This window comes from Pseudomonas sp. W5-36 (assembly GCF_046540455.1).
Lineage (GTDB): Bacteria > Pseudomonadota > Gammaproteobacteria > Pseudomonadales > Pseudomonadaceae > Aquipseudomonas > Aquipseudomonas graminis_B.
In genome coordinates this window covers 140,070-155,665 of the sequence record NZ_JAXCIQ010000013.1, presented here as the reverse complement: position 1 = coordinate 155,665, position 15,596 = coordinate 140,070, and the positions used below count along the sequence as shown (strand labels likewise).

Annotated in this window: 14 protein-coding genes; 10 read left to right on the top strand and 4 right to left on the bottom strand. The window is 61.2% G+C overall.

What is annotated here, in order from left to right:
- Window positions 1-214: 214 nt before the first annotated feature.
- The 4 genes from SLW74_RS20000 to SLW74_RS19985 all read left to right on the top strand — a co-directional run bounded on the left by SLW74_RS20000 (window position 215) and on the right by SLW74_RS19985 (window position 3,768).
- Entirely contained in the window at window positions 215-1,012 is a 798-nt protein-coding gene (locus tag SLW74_RS20000) for a hydroxymethylpyrimidine/phosphomethylpyrimidine kinase (RefSeq protein ID WP_410929865.1), read from the top strand.
- Window positions 1,013-1,035: 23 nt separating this feature from the next.
- Complete coding sequence (gene thiE, locus SLW74_RS19995; RefSeq protein ID WP_410929872.1) at window positions 1,036-1,662, top strand: thiamine phosphate synthase; 627 nt, start codon at window positions 1,036-1,038, stop codon at window positions 1,660-1,662.
- 57 nt (window positions 1,663-1,719) lie between these two features.
- The gene (hemL, locus tag SLW74_RS19990) at window positions 1,720-3,003 is read left to right on the top strand and encodes a glutamate-1-semialdehyde 2,1-aminomutase (protein WP_065988357.1); all 1,284 of its coding nucleotides are present in this window, start codon (window positions 1,720-1,722) and stop codon (window positions 3,001-3,003) included.
- Window positions 3,004-3,201: 198 nt separating this feature from the next.
- Entirely contained in the window at window positions 3,202-3,768 is a 567-nt protein-coding gene (locus SLW74_RS19985; RefSeq protein ID WP_410929864.1) for a tetratricopeptide repeat protein, read from the top strand.
- A gap of 54 nt (window positions 3,769-3,822) precedes the next feature.
- On the opposite strand, the gene SLW74_RS19980 is transcribed toward SLW74_RS19985, so the two are convergent.
- Window positions 3,823-4,149: a DUF1820 family protein gene (locus SLW74_RS19980; RefSeq protein WP_410929863.1), complete on the bottom strand. Its 327-nt coding sequence runs from the start codon at window positions 4,147-4,149 to the stop codon at window positions 3,823-3,825.
- A 131-nt stretch (window positions 4,150-4,280) separates the two neighbouring features.
- Between SLW74_RS19980 and miaB the strand changes: the two genes are divergently transcribed.
- The 5 genes from miaB to lnt all read left to right on the top strand — a co-directional run bounded on the left by miaB (window position 4,281) and on the right by lnt (window position 9,806).
- A complete protein-coding gene (miaB, locus tag SLW74_RS19975; protein WP_167355784.1) occupies window positions 4,281-5,609 on the top strand; it encodes a tRNA (N6-isopentenyl adenosine(37)-C2)-methylthiotransferase MiaB in 1,329 nt (442 codons plus the stop codon).
- 262 nt (window positions 5,610-5,871) lie between these two features.
- On the top strand, window positions 5,872-6,888 hold the full coding sequence (locus tag SLW74_RS19970) for a PhoH family protein (protein ID WP_410929862.1): 1,017 nt from the start codon (window positions 5,872-5,874) through the stop codon (window positions 6,886-6,888).
- Entirely contained in the window at window positions 6,881-7,411 is a 531-nt protein-coding gene (ybeY, locus tag SLW74_RS19965; protein ID WP_410929861.1) for an rRNA maturation RNase YbeY, read from the top strand. The genes SLW74_RS19970 and ybeY overlap by 8 nt, the downstream gene beginning before the upstream one ends.
- A gap of 5 nt (window positions 7,412-7,416) precedes the next feature.
- Complete coding sequence (locus SLW74_RS19960; RefSeq protein ID WP_065988361.1) at window positions 7,417-8,259, top strand: HlyC/CorC family transporter; 843 nt, start codon at window positions 7,417-7,419, stop codon at window positions 8,257-8,259.
- Window positions 8,260-8,285: 26 nt separating this feature from the next.
- Window positions 8,286-9,806 carry an apolipoprotein N-acyltransferase gene (gene lnt, locus SLW74_RS19955; RefSeq protein ID WP_410929860.1) on the top strand — a complete coding sequence of 507 codons (1,521 nt, stop codon included), beginning with the start codon at window positions 8,286-8,288 and terminating at the stop codon, window positions 9,804-9,806.
- A 686-nt stretch (window positions 9,807-10,492) separates the two neighbouring features.
- On the opposite strand, the gene SLW74_RS19950 is transcribed toward lnt, so the two are convergent.
- From SLW74_RS19950 to SLW74_RS19940, 3 genes are all read right to left on the bottom strand, one after another.
- On the bottom strand, window positions 10,493-10,969 hold the full coding sequence (locus SLW74_RS19950; RefSeq protein ID WP_410929859.1) for an REP-associated tyrosine transposase: 477 nt from the start codon (window positions 10,967-10,969) through the stop codon (window positions 10,493-10,495).
- Between the two features lie 472 nt (window positions 10,970-11,441).
- Window positions 11,442-12,203 carry a YdcF family protein gene (locus tag SLW74_RS19945; RefSeq protein ID WP_410929858.1) on the bottom strand — a complete coding sequence of 254 codons (762 nt, stop codon included), beginning with the start codon at window positions 12,201-12,203 and terminating at the stop codon, window positions 11,442-11,444.
- A gap of 85 nt (window positions 12,204-12,288) precedes the next feature.
- Entirely contained in the window at window positions 12,289-12,660 is a 372-nt protein-coding gene (locus tag SLW74_RS19940; protein WP_410929857.1) for a hypothetical protein, read from the bottom strand.
- Between the two features lie 300 nt (window positions 12,661-12,960).
- Here SLW74_RS19940 and leuS point away from each other — a divergent pair, with 300 nt between their 5' ends.
- Window positions 12,961-15,567 (top strand): leucine--tRNA ligase, encoded by a 2,607-nt coding sequence (gene leuS / locus SLW74_RS19935; protein WP_410929856.1) that lies wholly within the window; start codon window positions 12,961-12,963, stop codon window positions 15,565-15,567.
- Window positions 15,568-15,596 lie beyond the last annotated feature (29 nt).

Below are 15,596 nucleotides of genomic sequence, written 5' to 3'. Positions count from 1 at the left end.
TTACTTTTGATCGTATGCTTTTTCATGGGCTCGCCCTCGCTGTCGTTGGCTTCTTAAGAATGCCACCGTGGCGCTACTGACGCCTCGGCTTGGGCGAGTCCATCCAATTACTAACAGCATGCGTCCTGCCGCAAAATTGATGGTGTTTGTACTGGCGCTTTCCCGGCTGAAGCCGGTCCCACCGGCAAAAACTTTAGTGGTAAGCTCGCGCACCATGAATATCTATAGCTCCCGCCCTGTTGTCCTCTGTCTCTCCGGTCACGACCCCAGTGGCGGCGCCGGCTTGCAGGCAGATATCGAAGCCCTGCTCGCCCAGGGTTGCCACGCGGCTCCCGCCATCACCGCCCTGACTGTTCAAGACACCGTGAACGTCACTGACTTTCGCGTGCTGGATCGTGAGTGGGTGCTGGCGCAAGCCAATGCCGTGCTCAACGATTCCGTCGTCGCGGCAGTGAAGCTGGGCATGCTGGGTTCGCTGGAGATAGTCGACACCGTCGTCGAACTGCTGACGGCGCATCCGCACCTGCCCATGGTCTGCGATCCGGTGTTGCGTGCCGGTGGCGGCGGTCGGTTGGGCAAGGACGAAGTGGGTTACGCCATGCGCGAGCGTCTTTTGCCTCTGGCGACTATCGCCACGCCGAACCTGCCGGAAGCGCGCATTCTGGCTGAGCTGCCTGAAGGCACGGCCGATGAGTGCGCCGAGAAGCTGCTGCCGTTCTGTGAGCACCTGTTGATTACCGGCGGTCATGGCGATGAGCACGAAGTTCACAACCGCCTGTACATCCGCGGCGGTCAGTCACGCACCTTTACCTGTCAGCGTCTGCCGGGCAGCTATCACGGCTCCGGCTGCACACTGGCCAGCGCACTGGCGGGAAGACTGGCCCAGGGTCAGGACCTGATCGGCGCTGTGCAAATGGCGCTGGACTACACTTGGCGCACGCTGCGCGATGCCGAACAGCTGGGCCGGGGACAATTCGTTCCGCGCCGCCTGCCGCTGGATTTCTGCTCGTAACGCCACGAAAAAGAGGCACCTTGATGAGATTACGTGGCTTGTATGCCGTGACCGACAGCCAGCTGTTGGCCGGCAAATTCCTGTCTTACGTCGAAGCCGCCCTCGATGGCGGTGTGACCCTTCTGCAATACCGCGACAAATCCGGTGACGAGACCCGCCGCCTGCGCGAGGCCTCAGCGCTCCTCAAACTGTGCGAGCGCTACAAGACCCGCCTGATCATCAACGACGACGCCGAAGTGGCCGCGCGGCTGGGTGTCGGCGTGCATCTGGGGCAAACCGATGGCTCGCTGCCGGACGCCCGCGCCCTGCTCGGTCACAAAGCCATTGTCGGGGCGACCTGCCACGCGCAGCTTGAGCTGGCCGACAAGGCCAAGGCCGACGGCGCCACCTATGTCGCCTTCGGCCGCTTTTTCAATTCCCAGACCAAACCCGGCGCGCCGACCTGCAGCCTCGACCTGCTCAGCCAGGCGCGCAAGCGCATCAATCTGCCCATCGCGGTGATTGGCGGGATTACCCTGGGAAACGCCGCGCCGCTGGTGGCCCATGGCGCCGACTTGCTGGCCGTCGTGCACGGGCTGTTCGGCGCGGAAACCACCCAGGAAGTCACCCGCCGCGCCCGCGCCTTCAACGATTTGTTCAAGCCCGCCTGATTCTGAATCAGGCCGGTTACGCACTCATTCATTCCCGATTCAAACAGAGACCTCATCATGTCCCGTTCTGAAACCCTGTTCGCCAACGCCCAGAAACACATCCCCGGCGGCGTCAACTCGCCGGTCCGCGCCTTCAAAAGCGTCGGTGGCACGCCGCTGTTCTTCAAGCACGCGGTGGGCGCCTACGTCACCGATGAAGACGACAAGCGTTACGTCGATTACGTTGGCTCGTGGGGCCCGATGATTCTGGGCCACAGCCACCCGGACGTGCTGGACGCCGTGCGCAAGCAGCTGGAACACGGTCTGTCGTACGGCGCGCCGACGGCGATGGAAACCGAGATGGCCGATCTGGTCTGCTCGATCGTGCCGTCGATGGAAATGGTGCGCATGGTCAGCTCCGGCACCGAAGCGACCATGAGCGCGATCCGTCTGGCCCGTGGTTTTACCGGTCGGGACAGCATCATCAAATTCGAAGGCTGCTACCACGGCCACTCCGACAGCCTGCTGGTGAAAGCCGGTTCGGGGGCACTGACCCTGGGCGTACCGAGTTCGCCCGGCGTACCGGCGGCGTTCGCCAAGCACACGCTGACCCTGCCGTTCAACGACATCGACGCGGTCAAGACGATGCTGGCTGACGTTGGCCAGGAAGTGGCGTGCATCATCGTCGAGCCGGTGGCGGGCAACATGAACTGCGTGCCGCCCGCGCCGGGTTTCCTGCAAGGCCTGCGCGAGGCCTGCGACGAACATGGCGTGGTGCTGATTTTCGACGAAGTGATGACCGGTTTCCGCGTTGCCCTCGGCGGCGCGCAGGCGTACTACGGCGTGAAGCCGGACCTGAGCACCTTCGGCAAGATCATCGGCGGCGGCATGCCGGTCGGCTGCTTCGGCGGCAAGCGCGAAATCATGTCGCACATCGCGCCGCTGGGCCCGGTGTATCAGGCCGGCACTCTGTCGGGTAACCCGCTGGCGATGGCGGCGGGTCTGACCACCCTGCGCCTAATCAGCCGCCCGGGTTTCCACGACGAACTGACTGCGTTCACCACGCGCCTGCTGGAAGGCCTGCAACAGCGCGCCGACGCCGCCGGCATCCCGTTCGTGACCACCCAGGCGGGCGGCATGTTCGGCCTGTACTTCAGCGACGCCAAAGAAATCGTCACCTTCCAGGACGTGATGACCAGCGACGCCAATCGCTTCAAGCAATTCTTCCACCTGATGCTGGAAGGCGGCGTGTACCTGGCGCCAAGCGCCTTCGAGGCCGGCTTCACCTCCATCGCCCACGGTGACGCGGAGTTGCAGCAGACGCTGGACGCGGCAGAAAAGGCGTTTGCTCAACTGAAATGACCGGCAGACCGGGCGGAACGGATGCCGCCCGAGTGTCTACGGCCTGGTCAACCGCCCTGAATTCAGGTCTATCAAGCCCGCGCAGCAGAAAATCAGTAAAGACTTTGTAAGGTTGCCCTCGCTTATTTCATAATGCGCAGCCAGCACGTTTCGCTGGACGGGCATGCCCGCACCTTTTTCAGAGGTAAGTCGACTTCCATGAATCGCACCGGCCGCACCCTTGCATTGGGCTGCCTGTTGCTTCTTCATCCCCTGCTGGCTAATGCAGGTGGCAACTCGTTGTTGATCCCGGCGGTGGGTCGTTGCACCCTCGATACCCAGCCAGACAACCTGCCAGCAGCGTTGTCCGCTTGTCAGCAGGCGGCTCAGGATGGGGATGCGCAGGCGCAATACGAGTTGGGGAAGTTCTATTACGAGGGCAAAAGTGCGCCACGTGACTTGCCCCAGGCACTCAACTATTTCGAAAAAGCTTCGTTGCAGGGCCATGCCCAGGCGCAGTACCAGCTGGGTTTGATGTTCTTTCGTGGCGAAGGGGTGCAGGCCAACAACATTCAGGCGTATATCGTGCTGAAGATGGCGGCGGTCAACGGTTCGGAAGATGCACTGGACCAGGCGGATGAAGTGTCGGCACAGATGAAGCGCGAGGATCTCGGAGTGGCCACGCAAGTGCTCGGGCAGATCTTCCGCAAATACCTGCTGGAGCTGCAAACCGCTGAAGGACGCACACCGTTCGCGCCCTTCCCTGCCGACAGCGTCAAGCCCTGATCCCGGTGTTATTGCCGATCGCCTGTCCGGTATCGGCTACTTGTAGAGCGTCGGTTACTTGTCCGGCATGGGCATCGGAAACGGCATGACGTTGCCGGTGTGACGCGCCTCGGTGATCTTCGCTGTGCCCATCCGCTCGACTTCATCGATCCGCACGAGCGAGTGCATCGGCACGAAGCTGCGTACGACACCATCGAACTGCGCCTTGAGCTTCTCTTCACTCGGGTCGACCACCACGGTGGTGCGCTCGCCGAAGACGAATTCTTCCACTTCCAGAAAACCCCACAGATCGCTCTGATAGATCTGTTTGGCGTACATCTCGAACACCTGTCCCTGGTTGAGAAAAATCACCTTGTAGATTGGAGCTTCGCGTTTGGTCATAACAGGCAGGCAGTGGTCAGCGTTTTGAAAAGGGCGCGAACTATAGCATGCCGCTGGTTAGACGACGCTAGGAAGCCGGGGCCCGCATCCCTATAATGCGCGGTTCTTTGAATCACCTGATGAACCCGCGCATGGCCAAGAAGCTTTACATCGAAACCCACGGCTGCCAGATGAACGAGTACGACAGCTCGCGCATGGTCGATCTGCTGGGCGAACATCAAGCACTGGAAGTCACCGCACGGGCGGAAGACGCCGACGTCATCCTGCTCAACACCTGTTCAATCCGCGAGCGGGCGCAGGATCGGGTGTACTCCCAGCTTGGCCGCTGGCGGGAACTGAAGCTGGCGAACCCGGAAATGGTCATCGCCGTCGGTGGCTGCGTGGCGAGTCAGGAAGGCGCGGCCATCCGCGACCGCGCACCGTACGTCGACGTGGTCTTCGGCCCGCAGACCCTGCACCGCCTGCCGGAAATGATCGACGCGGCGCGCATCACGCGCCTGCCCCAGGTTGACGTCTCGTTTCCCGAAATCGAAAAATTCGATCACCTGCCCGAGCCCCGTGTCGATGGCCCGAGCGCTTATGTGTCGGTCATGGAAGGCTGCAGCAAATACTGCACGTTCTGCGTGGTGCCTTACACCCGTGGCGAGGAAGTCAGCCGGCCGTTCGACGACGTCATTAACGAGGTGCTTCATCTGGCCGAGAACGGCGTGCGTGAAGTGACCCTGCTGGGCCAGAACGTCAACGGCTATCGCGGCACAACCCACGACGGGCGCCTCGCTGATCTGGCCGAATTGATCCGCGTGGTTGCAGCCATCGACGGCATCGACCGCATTCGCTACACCACCTCGCACCCGCTGGAATTCTCCGACAGCCTGATTCAAGCCCACGCCGAAGTGCCGGAACTGGTGAAGCATCTGCATTTGCCCGTGCAATCAGGTTCTGACCGGATTCTTGCAGCGATGAAACGCAATCACACCGTGCTCGAATACAAGTCACGCCTGCGCAAGCTGCGCGCGGCGGTACCGGACATCTGCATCAGCTCCGACTTCATCGTCGGCTTCCCGGGCGAAACCGAGAAGGATCACCTGCAAACCATGAAGCTGGTGGAAGACGTCGGCATGGATTTCTCCTACTCCTTCGTTTACAGCGCGCGCCCCGGCACGCCCGCAGCCGATCTGCCCGATGACACGTCGGAAGAAGTGAAGAAAGAACGCCTCAAGCAGCTGCAGGACCTGATCAACCGTCAGGGCCTGGACATCAGCCGCAAGATGGCCGGCACCGTGCAGCGCATTCTGGTCACCGACTATTCGAAGAAGGACCCGGGCGAATTGCAGGGCCGTACCGAGAACAACCGGATCGTCAATTTCCGCTGCGACAACCCCCGGCTGATCGGCCAGTTTACCGACGTGTACATCGACAGCGCCCAACCCCACTCGCTCCGCGGGTCGTTGTTGCAATAAGCCAAAAGCGCCCCAATGTAATCGTCACGTCTATTTTTTCGTGCAGGCCCAAGCGTTGAATCAGGTGCCGGACAGCCGCCATACGTCGGCTGCACCGGCCCGCGATTCGGCGCACGGACCCGGCAGGCTGTCTGCCAAAGGGCATCCTGCCGGGCGTCTGCTGACCTCATTTACCCATTAGTGCGCGAACCCTTCCGGACACTGCCTGCAGGGGTTATCCTTCACGTCACTTCACATTGCCGTCGGGCGGCCCAAAACCACTTTGAACGCACCTATCGAACCACATCGCTTCAGCCTCGAACCTATCGAGGCTCACCGCTTCGCCAATCTGTGCGGGCAATTCGACGAGCATCTGCGCTTGATCGAACAGCGCCTGGACATCGAGATCCGCAATCGCGGAGGCCAGTTCGAGATGATCGGCGAACGCAAACAAACCACCTCGGCAGAGAACCTGCTGCGCCGGCTGTATCTGGAAACGAAAGCGACCGAGCTGTCACCGGACATGGTCCATCTGTTTCTGCAGGAATCCGGCGTCGAAGAGCTGGACAACCACCCTGCTGCCGAGGTCGGCGTCGCTTTGCGTACCAAGAAAGGCATGATTCGCCCCCGTGGCTTGAATCAGCAGCGGTACGTGAAGGAAATCCTCGCCAACGACATCAACTTCGGCATCGGCCCGGCCGGTACCGGCAAGACCTATCTGGCGGTGGCCGCTGCGGTGGATGCGCTTGAGCGCGAGACCATCCGCCGCATTCTGCTGGTGCGTCCTGCCGTAGAAGCGGGCGAAAAGCTCGGCTTCCTGCCCGGCGATCTGTCCCAGAAAATCGACCCGTACCTGCGCCCGCTGTATGACGCGCTGTACGAAATGCTCGGCTTCGAATACGTCGCCAAGCTGATCGAGAAGCAGGTGATCGAAGTCGCGCCGCTGGCTTACATGCGCGGTCGCACGCTTAACAATAGCTTCATCATTCTCGACGAGAGTCAGAACACCACCGTCGAGCAGATGAAAATGTTCCTGACCCGTATCGGCTTCGGCTCCACGGCCGTGATCACCGGTGACGTGACCCAGATCGACTTGCCCAAGGGCACGAAATCCGGTCTGAACCACGTCATTGAAGTGCTCAAGGACGTGCCGGGCATCAGCTTCACCCACTTCAAGCCCAAGGACGTCGTGCGCCACCCGCTGGTGCAGCGCATCGTCGAAGCCTACGAGCGCTACGAAGAACGCACCGACAACCCGGCCGCCCCCCACGGTTCACCGGACACTCGCCGCGATGCTTGAGCTGGATCTGCAACTTGCGAGTCAGGCCAGCGCCCCGAGCGAAGCCCAGTTCCGCCTCTGGTGTGAAATGGGCCTGCGCCAGCGTTCGGCTGACTCGGAACTGACCATTCGCCTCGTCGACGAAGCGGAAGGCCGAGAGCTGAACAACACGTGGCGGCACAAGGATTACGCCACCAACGTGTTGTCGTTTCCTGCCGACGTCCCCGACGAGATGCTGGACATTCCGTTGCTGGGCGATCTGGTCATCTGCGTGCCTGTGGTCACCCGTGAAGCCGCTGAACAGGGCAAATCACTGGATGCCCATTGGGCGCATCTGGTGATTCATGGTTGCCTGCATCTGTTGGGCTACGATCACATCGATGATGACGAAGCGGAAGAGATGGAAGCGCTGGAACGGGAGTTGCTTGCAGAACTTGGCTATCCGGATCCTTACGCAGACGACGAACCTGTCGAAGCTGTTCATACAAAAGCATCGCATTCCGATACACCCCATTTAGAAACATCAGCCAAGGACCACGAGTAAGGGCTATGAGCGAAGACCGATCGAGCAACGGGCAAAAGTCATGGTTGGGCAAACTGACCCAGGCATTTGCCCATGAGCCGAAAAACCGTCAGGAGCTATTGGAGCTGCTGCGCGAAGCCCATCAGAACAAGCTGCTGGACAGTGAAGCGCTGGCCATCGTCGAGGGCGCTATTCAGGTCGCCGACCTGCAGGTCCGCGACATCATGGTGCCGCGTTCGCAGATGATCAGCATCAAGGCCAGCCAGACCCCGCGCGAATTCCTGCCGGCCGTGATCGATTCGGCGCACTCGCGCTACCCGGTCATCGGCGAAAGCCACGATGACGTGCTGGGCGTATTGCTCGCCAAGGACCTGCTGCCGCTGATTCTCAAGGAAGACGGTGGCAGCGGCGACGTGAAAAGCCTGCTGCGCCCGGCGACCTTCGTCCCTGAATCCAAGCGCCTGAACGTGCTGTTGCGGGAATTCCGCGCCAACCACAATCACATGGCCATCGTCATCGACGAATACGGCGGCGTGGCGGGTCTGGTGACCATCGAAGACGTGCTCGAGCAAATCGTCGGCGACATCGAAGACGAGCACGACGTCGAGGAAGACAGCTACATCAAGCCGCTGCCCAGTGGCGATTTCCTGGTCAAGGCGCTGACCCCGATCGAGAGCTTCAACGAGTTCTTCGACAGCGGGTTCTCCGATGACGAATTCGACACCGTCGGCGGTCTGGTGATGAACGCGTTCGGGCATCTGCCCAAGCGTAATGAAATCACCGAAATCGGCGCGTACCGTTTCCGCATCCTGAATGCCGACAGCCGTCGTATTCACTTGCTGCGCCTGAGCCCGATCAACCGCACGTAATGCCCTACCCGCTTTAAGGAATGTAAATGCGCTGGATCACCCGCCCCGGCTGGCCCGGTAACCTGCTGGCCATGGTGGCCGGCGCGTTGATTACCCTGGCCCTGGCACCGTTCGATATCTGGCCCCTGGCGATTGTCGCGCTGGTGGTTTTCTATCTCGGTCTGCGTGACCTCACACCGCGTCAGGCCCTCTGGCGCGGCTGGTCCTACGGGTTCGGCCTGTTCGGCGGCGGCACCAGCTGGATTTACGTCAGCATCCACACCTATGGCGAGGCGCCGGTCTGGCTGGCGGCTTTCCTGATGGTGCTGTTCTGCGCAGCGGTGGCGTTTTTCTTCGCCCTGCCGGCGTGGATCTGGGCCCGCTGGATCCGTCGCAACGAAGCGCCGCTGGCAGACTCTCTGGCCTTCGCAGCCCTGTGGTTCGGCCAGGAGATGTTTCGCGGCTGGTTCCTCACCGGTTTCCCCTGGCTTTATTCTGGCTACAGTCAATTGGACGGCCCCCTCAAAGGACTCGCGCCACTGGGCGGCATGTGGCTGATCTCCTTTGTGCTCGCCCTGAGTGCCGCGCTGCTGTGCAATCTGCCCCGCTTACGGACGCGCGCGCCAAAATTGGCGGCAGGCATTGTGTTGCTGCTGGCGCCATGGGTTGCCGGGATGGCGCTGAAAGATCACGCCTGGACCGAGCCTGCCGGCAAGCCGCTGACCGTCGCAGCCATGCAGGGCAACGTCGAACAGAGCATGAAGTGGGACCCGGCGGCGCTCAACGCGCAACTGGCGCTGTACCGCGACATGACGTTCACCTCGAAGAAAGCTGACCTGATCATCTGGCCGGAAACCGCCGTGCCGGTGCTCAAGGAATCGGTCGAAGGCTACCTGTCGGTGATGGGCAAGTTTGCGGCCGAGCGCGATTCGGCGCTGATCACCGGCGTGCCACTGCGAGAGAAAGGCACCCACGGGGAATACCGTTACTACAACGCCATTACCGTCACCGGCGAAGGCGATGGCACTTACCTGAAGCAGAAGCTGGTGCCGTTTGGTGAGTACGTGCCGCTGCAGGACCTATTGCGCGGGCTGATCGGTTTTTTCAATCTGCCGATGTCCGACTTTGCCCGCGGGCCGTCCGGGCAAGCGCTGTTGCAGGCCAAGGGTTATGAGATCGCGCCGTTTATTTGTTACGAAGTGGTGTACCCGGAGTTCGCCGCAGGGCTGTCGGCGCAAAGCGATCTGCTGCTGACGGTGAGCAATGACACGTGGTTCGGCACCTCGATCGGTCCGCTGCAGCACTTGCAGATGGCGCAGATGCGCGCCCTGGAAGCCGGCCGCTGGATGATCCGCGCCACCAACAACGGCGTCAGCGCGCTGATCGACCCGTTCGGCGAAATCACTACCACCGTGCCGCAGTTCGAGCGCGCCGTGATGTACGGCGAAGTCACCCCGATGCAAAACCTCACGCCGTACCTGCACTGGCGCTCGTGGCCGTTGATCGCGCTGTCACTGCTGCTGATCGGCTGGGCGTTCTTCGCGGGTCGGATGGCGAAGGCGGTATGAGCCCTCGAGCGCAGCCAGCTCCGCTGACTGCGCTTGGTCCTACAACTGGCCTGCACCCGCCTGACTGAATGCACGCGGACCATTAGTGGGACCGGCTTCAGCCGGGAAGAGGCCCGCATGAACACCATCAAATATGCGGTGTGTCACCTGACGCTTTCCCGGCTAAAGCCGGTCCCACAATAAATCTCAGCCAGTCTCACCGAATGCGGACAGTCCCACCATTGAGCCACAGCCAGTCCCGCTGACCGCGCGCGATCCTACAATTGGGCCTGCACCCGCCTGAATGAATGCACGCGGACCATTAGTGGGACCGGCTTTAGCCGGGAAGAGGTCGGCACGAACACCATCAAATATGCGGTGTGACACCCGACGCTTTCCCGGCTAAAGCCGGTCCCACAATAAATCTCAGCCAGTCTCACCGAATGCGGACGGTCCCACCATTGAGCCACAGCCAGTCCCGCTGACTGCGCACAGTCCCACCATTAAGCCTCAGCCAGCCCCGCTGACTGCACTTGGTCCTACAGTCGGCCTGCACCCGCCTGACTGAATGCACGCGGACTATTAGTGGGACCGGCTTCAGCCGGGAAGAGGCCGGCACGAACACCATCAAATATGCGGTGTGACACCTGACGCCTTCCCGACTAAAGCCGGTCCCACTAAGAGCATGTGGTGTTTTGGTGGGGTAGCTACAGGCAGTCCCACTCAAGCTCCCACTCGCAGTCCCACAGTGGATAATCTGCCCGGCGCATCACCAGCCCTGCCCGGATTGGGTTATTGATGACATAGCGGGCCATTTCAACAAGGTCTTCATCGGCTCTCACCCCATGATCGTGATAACCCTTCTGCCATGTCATTTTTTTTGCGCCATGTAGCTTGTTCACCGCGAAAGCGCTTCTGCCCTTCAGCGCTTGCATGAGTGCAGGCAGTGATCCTGACTTGAGTTCAAACAGCCAATGCAGATGATCAGGCATAACCACCCAGGCGAATGAGTGCACAACGCCTGAGTCGTGCAACCGTTTCATTTCCTGAACTACCAGGCGGCCTATCTGAGCATCACTGAACAGAGGGGCGCGATCCTTCACCACAGAGGTCACGAGATAGACGTTTCCCTGTTGGGAATATCGACCGATACGCAAAGACCGTTCATGTTTGCTTCCATGCATTTCGCCGCTCTCCCTCGTTGTGAAGGCGAACAGTAAAAGCAGTGAAACGCTTTACCTAGGGTGAGTGGGTATCGAGAGATGTCTGGTGAATGATGACAACCCTGCGGGACCGGCTTCAGCCGGGAAGAGGCCCGCATGAACACCATCAAACATGCAGTGTGACACCCGACGCCTTCCCGGCTAAAGCCGGTCCCACAATAAATGCGGCCAGTCTTGCTGACTGCGCGCGGTCCCATCATTGAGCCGCAGCAAGTCCCGACTGCACGCGATCCTACAACTGGGCAACAGCCTGACTGAATGCACGCGGACTATTAGTGGGACCGGCTTCAGCCGGGAAGAGGCGCGCACGAACACCATCAAATATGCGGTGTGACACCTGACGCTTTCCCGGCTAAAGCCGGTCCCACTAACAGCGTGCGCGGTGTCAGGGGATACGCGCTTTGACAGCGGGACCGAACGCCTGCTGCTCAGCTCACCGGTAAAACAACCGATACCCCACCAACCCCGCCGCTTCGTTGATCAATTGCCCGTTCTGCCACACCGCCCTCGCCTCCGGCGTCCAGCCTCCAAATGGGCGGGCGTTGTCCACGCTCAGGAAGCCGACCGGGGCTGGAACCACGCTGAACCCGGCCTTCTCGAAACTCCAGACCGAACGCGGCATGTGCCACGCCTGGGTCACCACGACCACGCGCTTGATGCCCTGCGGCAACAAGATCGCGGCCGTCATCTTGGCGTTTTCCCAGGTCGTGCGGCTTTCACCTTCCTGCCAACGGACAGTCACGCCAAAGTCGTCGCGCAGGGAGTCGGCCATGATCGCCGCCTCGCTCGGCGGCTCGCCGTAATGCAGCCCGCCGGTGGTGAGGATCGGCAGGCCCGACGCCTTCGACAGACGCGCGGCGTATCTCATGCGTTCCAGCGCAACCCCCGTCGGGATGTCGTTGCCCCAGCTCGGGTCATTGCGTTCCCGGCCCGAGCCCAGAATCACGATCGCATCGGCGCGCTGGGCCAGCGTTGCCCACTCGCTCTGCGGCAGCGGCGGGATGCGCTCGATGCCCTTCGCCGACCACTCCACCACAATCGGCAGACTCATCGCGGCCATCCCGCCGACGCCCATCACGAACAGCACCCGCGCCAACACTGGTCGCCTGTTTCTCAACCACCAGGCGAGCACTAACAACAACAGGAATAGGCCCGGAGGCAGCAGCAGATTTTTGATGAAGTAACGAAAGGGCATCGGGCATCTCCAAAGATGCCCGAAGCCTAGAAGCAATGACGCTAAGCAGCAATGCTCGATTGGCCGGGGTCAGCCCCCGCAGAAGTTAACGCTTGAAATGTTTGCTGGAACTGTAGCGACTCAACTTTGCCGACACCTTGGCTCGGCGCTGATCCTTGAGCCAGATGACATTGGCGTGGGGATGGGGCGCTCGCATCGGCTCTGAAGGCTCCCGTGAGGTGCTGGAACTTCCCCTCGTGGCGATCGGAGAATCCTCTTTGACAACGACTTCGGTTCTGCCCAGATAAGCCTCGATCAACTGAAACTCGGCGTGACTCAAGCCACGCAACTCAAGCTCAACGGGGGATTCGTTTCGAAGTCGCACCGCTGTTTTTGCCGTGTCCAGAGCCAGGCCCAGACGATCGATCAGACGGTCATACACATCAGGTTGCTCTACTTCATGCTGCAGCTCTGCCATCCGTTCACCTCACTGAAGATAAACACTTACCCCCGTCAGTGAGCTTAGCGCCGCTGCAAAAACCGGCGCGATGCCGCGACCAACGGCGGATGCCGCAGATGCCGAGTCTTGAGCACGCAATCAGGGTTTCCCTCGGCTTGGTAGCCTCATGTATGCTACGGCGCTTCCTGTAAATCCACTTCCGCCCAACCGGGCATGGATGCATCGCAATGCGGACGGCCCCGTCTGGCATGCGAAGGCTTCCTGATCCGGTCACGCCGAGAAGCGGTCAAGGGTCACTCATTTCAGCCAAAAGTAGCCATGCACGAACTCTACCAGCCCCGCGAAATCGAAGCCGCCGCCCAGACCTTCTGGGACGAGCAAAAGTCTTTTGAAGTCAGTGAACAGCCAGGCAAGGACACCTTCTACTGCCTGTCGATGTTCCCTTACCCCAGCGGCAAGCTACACATGGGTCACGTGCGCAACTACACCATCGGCGACGTGATCGCCCGCTATCAGCGCATGCAAGGCAAAAACGTGCTGCAGCCGATGGGCTGGGACGCGTTCGGCATGCCGGCGGAAAACGCCGCGATGAAGAACAACGTCGCCCCCGCCAAGTGGACCTACGAAAACATCGCCTACATGAAGAACCAGCTCAAGAGCCTGGGTCTGGCGATCGACTGGTCCCGCGAGATCACCACCTGCAAACCCGATTACTACCGCTGGGAACAATGGCTGTTCACTCGCCTGTTCGAAAAAGGCGTGATCTACCGCAAGAACGGCACCGTGAACTGGGACCCGGTCGACCAGACCGTCCTGGCCAACGAGCAAGTCATCGACGGGCGCGGCTGGCGGTCGGGCGCGGTGATCGAAAAACGCGAAATCCCGATGTACTACTTCAAGATCACCGCCTACGCGGATGAGCTGCTGGAGAGCCTCGACGAGTTGCCGGGCTGGCCTGAACAGGTCAAGACCATGCAGCGCAACTGGATCGGCAAATCCCGTGGCATGGAAGTGCAGTTCCCGTACGACCAGGCGTCCATCGGCGAAGCCGGCACCCTGAAAGTCTTCACCACCCGCCCCGACACCCTCATGGGCGCGACCTACGTGGCCGTTGCCGCCGAGCACCCGCTGGCGACCCTGGCCGCGCAGAATAATCCCGAGCTGCAAGCGTTCATCAACGAATGCAAAAGCGGCAGCGTTGCCGAAGCCGACGTCGCCACCCAGGAAAAGAAAGGCCTGCCGACCTCGCTCTTCGTCGAGCACCCGCTGACCGGCGAGAAGCTCCCGGTGTGGGTCGCCAACTACGTGCTGATGCATTACGGCGACGGTGCGGTCATGGCCGTGCCTGCACACGACGAACGCGATTTCGAGTTCGCCACCAAGTACAGCCTGCCGATCAAAGCCGTTGTGCGCACCAGCGCGGGCGATGAAACCCCTGCGCCTTGGCAGGACGCGTACGGCGAGCACGGCCAGCTCATCAATTCCGGTGAGTTCGACGGCCTGGACTTCACCGGCGCGTTCGACGCCATGGAAGCCGCGCTGCTCAAGAAAGAACTGGGCAACTCACGCACCCAGTTCCGCCTGCGCGACTGGGGCATCAGTCGCCAGCGGTACTGGGGCTGCCCGATCCCGATCATTCACTGCGACACGTGCGGCGACGTGCCTGTCCCGGAAGATCAACTCCCGGTCAAGCTGCCTGAAGACGTGGTACCGGACGGCGCGGGCTCGCCACTGGCGCGCATGCCAGAGTTCTACGAGTGCAGCTGCCCGACCTGCGGTGCGCCGGCCAAGCGCGAAACCGACACCATGGACACCTTCGTCGAGTCCTCGTGGTATTTCGCCCGCTATGCCTCGCCTCACTACGAGGGCGGCATGGTTGACCCTAAGGCCGCGAATCACTGGCTGCCGGTTGATCAGTACATCGGCGGTATCGAACACGCGATCCTGCACCTGCTGTACGCGCGCTTCTTCCACAAGCTGATGCGCGACGAAGGCCTGGTCAGCTCCAACGAGCCGTTCAAGAACCTGCTCACCCAGGGCATGGTCGTGGCCGAGACGTTCTATCGTCTGGAAGCCAACGGCAGCAAAACCTGGTTCAACCCGGCGGATGTCGAGTTCGAACGCGACAGCAAGGCCAAGATTATCGGCGCCAAGCTGATTGCCGATGGCCAGCCGGTTGAAATCGGCGGCATCGAAAAGATGGCGAAATCGAAGAACAACGGCGTCGACCCCCAGTCGATGATCGACCAGTACGGCGCCGACACCTGCCGCCTGTTCATGATGTTTGCCTCGCCGCCTGACATGAGCCTGGAGTGGTCTGACTCCGGCGTGGAAGGCTCCCACCGCTTCCTCAAGCGCGTCTGGCGTCTGGCGCAGGCTCACGTGACGGCGGGCGCTGCAGGCGCACTCGACAAAACCGCGCTGAACGACGACCAGAAGGCCATTCGCCGCTCGATCCACCTGGCCATCAAGCAGGCAGGTCAGGACGTGGGCCAACACCACAAATTCAACACCGCTATCGCTCAGGTGATGACGCTGATGAACGTCCTGGAAAAAGCGCCGCAGGTGTCGGCTCAGGACCGCGCGCTGTTGCAGGAAGGTCTGGAGACGGTCGCCCTGCTGCTGGCGCCGATCACCCCGCACATCAGCCACCAATTGTGGGCGGCGCTGGGCCACTCAGGTCCAATCATCGACGCCGGCTGGCCTGTGGTGGATGACTCGGCACTGGTGCAGGACACGTTGCAGCTGGTGATTCAGGTCAACGGCAAGCTGCGTGGCCATATCGAGATGCCGGCCAGCGCCACCCGCGAGGAAGTCGAGGCTGCCGCACGGATCAACGAAAACGTGCTGCGCTTCATCGACGGCCTGACGATCCGCAAGGTCATCGTGGTGCCGGGCAAACTGGTTAATATCGTCGCCAGCTGACGCAATCATCGGGCGCCTGTCTGCAGGCC

Excerpts from the sequence above, each read along its gene's own strand:
- SLW74_RS20000 (WP_410929865.1), top strand. The coding sequence starts at position 215 with ATGAATATCTATAGCTCCCGCCCTGTTGTCCTCTGTCTCTCCGGTCAC.
- thiE (WP_410929872.1), top strand. The coding sequence starts at position 1,036 with ATGAGATTACGTGGCTTGTATGCCGTGACCGACAGCCAGCTGTTGGCC.
- hemL (WP_065988357.1), top strand. The coding sequence starts at position 1,720 with ATGTCCCGTTCTGAAACCCTGTTCGCCAACGCCCAGAAACACATCCCC.
- SLW74_RS19985 (WP_410929864.1), top strand. The coding sequence starts at position 3,202 with ATGAATCGCACCGGCCGCACCCTTGCATTGGGCTGCCTGTTGCTTCTT.
- SLW74_RS19980 (WP_410929863.1), bottom strand. The coding sequence starts at position 4,149 with ATGACCAAACGCGAAGCTCCAATCTACAAGGTGATTTTTCTCAACCAG.
- miaB (WP_167355784.1), top strand. The coding sequence starts at position 4,281 with ATGGCCAAGAAGCTTTACATCGAAACCCACGGCTGCCAGATGAACGAG.
- ybeY (WP_410929861.1), top strand. The coding sequence starts at position 6,881 with ATGCTTGAGCTGGATCTGCAACTTGCGAGTCAGGCCAGCGCCCCGAGC.
- SLW74_RS19960 (WP_065988361.1), top strand. The coding sequence starts at position 7,417 with ATGAGCGAAGACCGATCGAGCAACGGGCAAAAGTCATGGTTGGGCAAA.
- lnt (WP_410929860.1), top strand. The coding sequence starts at position 8,286 with ATGCGCTGGATCACCCGCCCCGGCTGGCCCGGTAACCTGCTGGCCATG.
- SLW74_RS19950 (WP_410929859.1), bottom strand. The coding sequence starts at position 10,969 with ATGCATGGAAGCAAACATGAACGGTCTTTGCGTATCGGTCGATATTCC.
- SLW74_RS19945 (WP_410929858.1), bottom strand. The coding sequence starts at position 12,203 with ATGCCCTTTCGTTACTTCATCAAAAATCTGCTGCTGCCTCCGGGCCTA.
- SLW74_RS19940 (WP_410929857.1), bottom strand. The coding sequence starts at position 12,660 with ATGGCAGAGCTGCAGCATGAAGTAGAGCAACCTGATGTGTATGACCGT.
- leuS (WP_410929856.1), top strand. The coding sequence starts at position 12,961 with ATGCACGAACTCTACCAGCCCCGCGAAATCGAAGCCGCCGCCCAGACC.